This window comes from Nocardioides sp. NPDC057767 (genome assembly GCF_042798275.1).
In the GTDB taxonomy this organism is placed as follows: Bacteria; Actinomycetota; Actinomycetes; order Propionibacteriales; family Nocardioidaceae; genus Nocardioides.
Map to the genome: position 1 here is coordinate 1 of NZ_JBHVKJ010000114.1, position 6,183 is coordinate 6,183.

Genomic DNA, 6,183 nt, shown 5'->3' on the forward strand with positions numbered 1-6,183 from the left:
GGAAGTTTCGTCGCCCACAACTGCAGACTCGGCCGTCAGAACTACCTATTCGTCGAGGTCTTTCTCGGCGCGCTTGGCCGCGGCGCGGAGCTCGAACAGCTCGGTGGCGAGGCCGCCGATGGCGCCGGCCACGTCACGTACGGCGCCGGTGATGATGACCGCCACCTGTCCGACGGTGGTCGCGGTGACCTCGACGGCGCTCTGCGCGACATCCTTGCGGATCTCGTTCTTGCTCAGATCTGGTGCCATGACCACCCATTGTGGCCGGTCATCCGTCATGCCGCGACCCCCTCGAGGGCAGGAGTGCCTTCCGAAGGCGCCGTGACGGGGCGCTTGCGATCGGGCAGGGCGTACCGGCAGATCTTCTTGAAGACGCCCCACAGCTGCTGGTGCAGCGGGCCGGTGTTGTAGGAGAGGCCGTAGCGCTCGCAGATCTCGCGGACCTCCTCGGCGATCTCCGGGTAGCGGCGCGCGGGCAGGTCGGGGAAGAGGTGGTGCTCGATCTGGTGCGACAGGTTCCCGGACATGATGTGGAAGATGCGGCCACCGGTGATGTTGGCCGAGCCGAGCAGCTGACGGTAGTACCAGTGACCCTGGGTCTCGTCCTCGCACTCCTCCTGCGAGAAAGAGGCGACTCCGGCCGGGAAGTGGCCGCAGAAGATGATGTTGAACGCCCAGATGTTGCGTACCAGGTTAGCCACACCGTTGCCGAGGAACGTCAACGGTGCGAGCGGACCAGTCAGCAGCGGGAACAGGACGTAGTCCTTCAACGCCTGGCGCTTGACCTTCTTCATCAGCCCACGGTGCAGCTCGGCGTTGTCCGACATCTTGCGCTTGCCGGCGACGATGTTCTCGACCTCGAGGTCATGCATCGCGACGCCCCACTCGAAGAAGATCATCAGCAGGAACGCATAGAGCGGGTTGCCGAGGAAGTAGGGGTGCCACTTCTGGTCCTCGTCCATGCGCAGGATGCCGTAGCCGATGTCGCGGTCCTTGCCGAGGACGTTGGTGAAGGTGTGGTGGATGTAGTTGTGGGAGTACTTCCACTGGTCGGAGGGGCAGACGTTGTCCCACTCGAACATGCGCGAGTTGAGGTCGGGGTCGCCCATCCAGTCGTACTGGCCGTGCATGACGTTGTGCCCGATCTCCATGTTGTCGAGGATCTTGGAGATCGACAGACAGGCGACGGCCGGGACCCAGCCGATCACGGGCAGGTAGAAGAGCGCGCGGCCGGCGAGCTCGAAGGCGCGCTGTTTCTTCACGATGTCGTAGATGTACGCCGAGTCCTTCTCGCCCAGGTCGGCGACGATCCGCTGGCGGATGGCGTCCATCTCCTGGCCGAAGGCTTCGAGCTCCTCGGCGGAGAGGCGGCGGTTGCCGGTGTTCTCAACGGTGGTCATGGGGTGTCTCCTTGGAGGAATCGTCAGAGGTCCACGGAGCAGTCGCCCTCGGGCGTGCTCACGCAGATCCGGATCTGTTCGTCGGGGAGCTCGGAGGTCTCGCCGGTCAGGATGTTGCGGACCCGTCCGGAGCTCTTGTTGGTGGTGCAGGAGAAGCAGATCCCCATCCGGCAGCCGGACTCGGGGGTCAGCCCCGCGGCCTCGGCCTGGTCGAGGATCGTGGCGCCGTCGTTGGCGACGGTCTTGCCGGTGCGCGCGAACTCCATCTCACCGCCGGCCACACCGGCGGTCTTCGGCGGCTTGAAGTACTCCACCTTCAGCGACTCCGTGCCGGCGTACGCAGCCTGGGCCGCCTCGATGAGCGACGCCGGCCCGCAGGCCCACGTCGGCAGGTCCCGATATCCCGGGACCAGCTTCGAGAGCAGCGCCGGGGAGAGATAGGGCGCCCCGTCGGCGGTGTGGAGGAGGTGCAGGTCGACGCCGTGGCCCTGGTGCCGGATCTCCTCGAGCTCCTCGGCGAAGATCTGGCGGTCGGCGCTGGGCGCCCAGTGCAGAAAGGTGACCTTGCCCCGGTGCGTACGCCGCTGCAGGGAGCGCAGCATCGACATCACCGGGGTGATGCCGGAGCCACCGGAGATCAGCACGATGTGCTCGGGCACACGGTCGGGCAGCACGAAGTCGCCCTCGGCCTGGGACAGGTGCACCAGGGTGCCGACGGTGGCGCGCTCGGTCAGGTACTTGGAGATGCTGTAGGGAGTCGCGTGCTCGTCGTCGTGAGCACGCACCGTGATGGTGAGCGGCTCACCGGCCTTGCCCTCGGTGTTGGAGACGGTGAAGACGCGGGTGGTGCGCCGCCCCTCCCCCGTGTCGATGCCGACACTGACGTGCTGGCCGGCGCGGTGACCGCGCCAGGTCGAGGTGGGCTGGAGCGTCACGGTCGCCACCCGGGGCGCGCCGGGCGCGCTGACCTCCGGATGGATGTCGGTGATGCGGGCCCGCACCTCGTGCGCGGCCAGCATCGGGTTGATCTGGGTCAGGTAGCGGTCGATGCCGTGCGGGGAGGCGAGCGCCGCAACCGTGCGGGAGCGGAGGATCCGGCCGCCGAGGTCGAGTGCCATGTGTTTCGCCTTTCAGTGAACATCTGTACACCGACAACGATGGCGGGTCACCACAACCCGCGTCAAGACACGAAGCACGTGGTCCAGATCACGGTGTACAGGTGTGCACCTGATGCTTCGGCAACCCCTGCCTCTAGGATGGTCTGGTGATCGAGACGGGGACGGAGCCGGAGAGCCGTGCGGAGCGCAAGCTCCGGACCCGGCGAGCGATCCTGGACGCGACGCTGGAGCTGTGCTCCGACAGCTCGCTGACCGCCCTCTCGCTGCGCCAGGTCGCCAAGCAGGTCGGCATCGTGCCGACCGCGTTCTACCGCCACTTCGACTCCATCGAGTCGCTCGGGCTGGCCCTGGTCGAGGAGTCCTTCGACTCGTTGCGCGACCTCTTCCGCGACGTACGCCGCAACGCTCAGGCCGACAAAGACATTGTCGACGGCTCGATCGACGCCCTCGTCGACCACGTCCACCGGCGCCGCAACCACTTCGGGTTCATCGCCCGCGAGCGGGTCGCCGGGCCGCGCTCGGTGCGCGAGGCCATCCGGCGCGAGATCGAGCTCTGCGAACGCGAGCTCGCCACCGACCTGGCGCTGATGACCGGCACCGACACGTGGACATCCAAGGACCTGCACGTGCTCTCGTCGCTGTTCGTGACCGTCCTGGTCGCCACCGCCGAGCAGATCCTCTCCACCACGCGCCCCGAGCAGGAGGAACAGATCGTCGCCACCGTGCGTACGCAGCTGAGGATGCTGCTGGTCGGCGTCTACCAGTGGCGCTCGGAGTCGTAGGTATCCCCGGTTGACCGGGCATACCTACGACTCAGCAGCCGCAGACCGCAGGCTCGCGCCCGTGCTCGCACAGCTCAGCGAGCTCGGCGTCGACATCCGCGACAGGCTCCTCGGCGGACCCGTCAGCAGACTCCTCGTGTCCCTCTGCCCGAGCGGGCAGCAGGATGGCCATCACCACGACGATCACAGCCAGCGCGGCGCTGACGAGGAACGCGGCCTGCAGGCCGCTCACCTGAGCCGCGACCGCGCCGACCTCGTCGACGACCTGGTCGCTGCGTACGGACATCACGGTCACCGCCAGGGCGGTGCCGAACGCGGCCGCGACCTGCTGGAGCGTGCCCAGGATCGAGGAGCCGTGGGAGTAGAGGTGGGACGGCAGCGACCCGAGGCCCAGCGTGAAGACCGGGGTGAAGGCCGCGGCCAGGCTGACCATCAGGACCATGTGGAGCACCAGCACAAGCCAGTAGGGCGTGGTCAGCGAGATCTGCGAGAGCCCGCCCAGAGCCGCCACGATGCCGATCGAGCCCGGAATGACGAGCACCCGGCCGCCGTATGCGTCGAAGATCCGGCCCACGGTCGGCCCGAGGAGACCCATCGCGAGACCGCCCGGCATCACCAGGAGGCCGGTGTAGAGCGGCGTGAGTCCACGCACGGTCTGCAGGTAGAGCGGCAGCAGGATCATCGAGCCCATCATCGCCAGGAACGCGATCGCCATCAGGACCAGCGACTTGGTGAAGGTGGCGTGCAGGAAGGCGCGCAGGTCGAGCAGCGGCGACCCGGTGCGCTGCAGCCGGAGCTGACGGAGCACGAACCCCAGGATCAGCACCGCACCGGCGGCCGCGATGAGCAGCGGAAGCCCGACCTCACCCTCGGCGAACCGGCTCAGTCCGTAGACGAGCGAACCGAAACCGAGCGCGGCGATGACCACGGAGGCCCAGTCGACGCTCGACTCCGCGGGCTCGTTGACGTTCTCCAGGCGGCGCAGGCCGGACCAGGCGACGACGACGGCGATCGGCAGGACCAGCAGGAAGAGCAGGCGCCACGAGCCGAAGCCCAGGATCAGGCCGGACAGAGTCGGCCCGAGGGCCGGCGCGACCGAGATGGCCATGGTGACGTTGCCCATCACCCGGCCGCGGTCGCTCTCGTCGACGACCGTCATCAGCGTGGTCATCAGCAGCGGCATCATCACCGCGGTGCCGGCGGCCTGGATGACCCGGCCGGCGAGCAGGATCCCGAAGACCGGCGCGATCGCCGAGATCACCGTGCCGGCGATGAAGACGCCCATCGCGGTGGCGTACGCCGTCCGGGTCGTCACCCGCTGCAGGAACCAGCCGGTCACCGGGATCACCGAGGCCATGGTCAGCATGAACGCGGTCGAGACCCACTGCGCGGCATGCTCGGTGACCCCGAAGCTGTTCATCAGGTTCGGGATCGCGTTGAGCATGATCGTCTCGTTGAGGATCACCACGAAGGTGGCGAGCACGAGAAGGGTGATGACGGCAGGCGTACGCCGCTTCTCACCGTCGAGTGGACGATGTGATGTTGTGACGGCAGCAGTCATGACGAGTTCCTCGGGTCGTACGCAGGGGCCCGGTGCCGCCCGCTCTCATACACAGATCGAACGGGCGAGGCCGATTTCGACATCACGCCACGAGAAACTTTTCGAGCACCCCGGCAGTGACACTCAATGGTCCCTGCTGAACCCCGAGGAGTCGAACGATATTCCGTACGTCACACTGCCGGCATCGCTGCCGGTTTCAGTTGCGGGTCACAGCGTGAAGACGACCTTCCCGAAGAGATCACCGGCGTGCATCGCCTCGAAGCCGGCCTTGGCCTCGGTCAGCGGCATGGTGCGGTCGATCAGCGGGCGGGTGCCGGTGGCCTCGAGCAGCGAGACCAGGCTCGCCAGCTCGTTGCGGGTGCCCATCGTGGAGCCGATCACCTTGAGCTGCAGGAAGAAGATGTTGGTCAGCATCGCGTCGTCGAGGTTCGGACCCGACGTGGTGCCGCTGATGATGATCGAGCCGCCCGGCCGCAGCGAACGCACCGAGTGCGTCCAGGTCGCCCGCCCGACGGTCTCGATCACGGCGTCGACCTTGACCGGCAGCCGCTCCCCCGAGGCCAGGACCACGTGGGCACCGAGCTCGAGGGCACGCTTCTGCTTCGCCTCGTCACGCGAGGTGGCGTAGACCTTGAGCCCGGCCGCCCGCGCGAGCGTGATCGCCGCGGTCGCCACGCCGCCGCCGGCGCCCTGCACCAGCACCGAGTCACCGGCCTTGAGCCCACCCTGGGTGAACAGCATCCGGTAGGCCGTCAGCCATGCCGTCGGCAGGCACGCGGCCTCCTCGAACGACATGCCGGCGGGCTTGGCCACCACGTTGCGACGGGGCACGATCACCTTCTCGGCGAAGGTGCCCTGGTGACGCTCGGAGAGCAGCGACCGCTTCGGGTCGAGGGTCTCGTCTCCGGTCCAGTCGGGCGAGGAGATGACCGAGTGGACCACGACCTCGTTGCCGTCCTCGTCGAGGCCGGCCGCGTCGCAGCCGAGGATCATCGGCAGCGCCTCGGCCTTGAGCCCGACCCCCTGCAGCGACCACAGGTCGTGGTGGTTGAGCGAGGCCGCCTTGACGGTGACCGTCGTCCACCCGTCAGGAGCTACCGGCTCGGGCCGCTCCCCCAGCACGAGGCCGGAGATCGGGTCGTCGGATGAGAACTTCTCGGCGTACGCAGCGAACATGCGCCTGACCCTACCGACCCGCCGAGCCGGCGCAACCGTGCGTCCAAACCGGCCGAGTCGGCTCATCCTGACAGCGCCGATCGCCGAGTCGGCCCGTCATGACGAGCCGACGGAGCCGGAGCCGTGGTCAGTGCCACGAGGGCGGC

The 6,183-nt window shown here is 67.8% G+C and carries 6 protein-coding genes; 1 reads left to right on the forward strand and 5 read right to left on the reverse strand.

All coding sequences use genetic code 11. The features are described from left to right. Positions 1-45 precede the first annotated feature (45 nt). The 3 genes from ACFVDI_RS28405 to ACFVDI_RS28415 are packed head-to-tail and all read right to left on the reverse strand — an operon-like array spanning position 46 to position 2,518. Positions 46-249: a hypothetical protein gene (locus tag ACFVDI_RS28405; protein WP_040756509.1), complete on the reverse strand. Its 204-nt coding sequence runs from the start codon at positions 247-249 to the stop codon at positions 46-48. 26 nt (positions 250-275) lie between these two features. Continuing rightward, positions 276-1,400: a fatty acid desaturase family protein gene (locus tag ACFVDI_RS28410; protein ID WP_378912229.1), complete on the reverse strand. Its 1,125-nt coding sequence runs from the start codon at positions 1,398-1,400 to the stop codon at positions 276-278. A gap of 23 nt (positions 1,401-1,423) precedes the next feature. After that, the gene (locus ACFVDI_RS28415) at positions 1,424-2,518 is read right to left on the reverse strand and encodes a flavin reductase family protein (RefSeq protein ID WP_378912230.1); all 1,095 of its coding nucleotides are present in this window, start codon (positions 2,516-2,518) and stop codon (positions 1,424-1,426) included. Between the two features lie 146 nt (positions 2,519-2,664). Here ACFVDI_RS28415 and ACFVDI_RS28420 point away from each other — a divergent pair, with 146 nt between their 5' ends. Then, positions 2,665-3,300 carry a TetR family transcriptional regulator gene (locus ACFVDI_RS28420; protein WP_378912231.1) on the forward strand — a complete coding sequence of 212 codons (636 nt, stop codon included), beginning with the start codon at positions 2,665-2,667 and terminating at the stop codon, positions 3,298-3,300. A gap of 31 nt (positions 3,301-3,331) precedes the next feature. Here ACFVDI_RS28420 and ACFVDI_RS28425 read toward each other — a convergent pair whose 3' ends face one another. Both ACFVDI_RS28425 and ACFVDI_RS28430 read right to left on the reverse strand, forming a co-directional pair. Continuing rightward, positions 3,332-4,861 (reverse strand): MDR family MFS transporter, encoded by a 1,530-nt coding sequence (locus ACFVDI_RS28425; RefSeq protein WP_378912232.1) that lies wholly within the window; start codon positions 4,859-4,861, stop codon positions 3,332-3,334. A 207-nt stretch (positions 4,862-5,068) separates the two neighbouring features. Next, complete coding sequence (locus ACFVDI_RS28430) at positions 5,069-6,037, reverse strand: zinc-binding dehydrogenase (protein ID WP_378912233.1); 969 nt, start codon at positions 6,035-6,037, stop codon at positions 5,069-5,071. Positions 6,038-6,183: the final 146 nt, after the last annotated feature.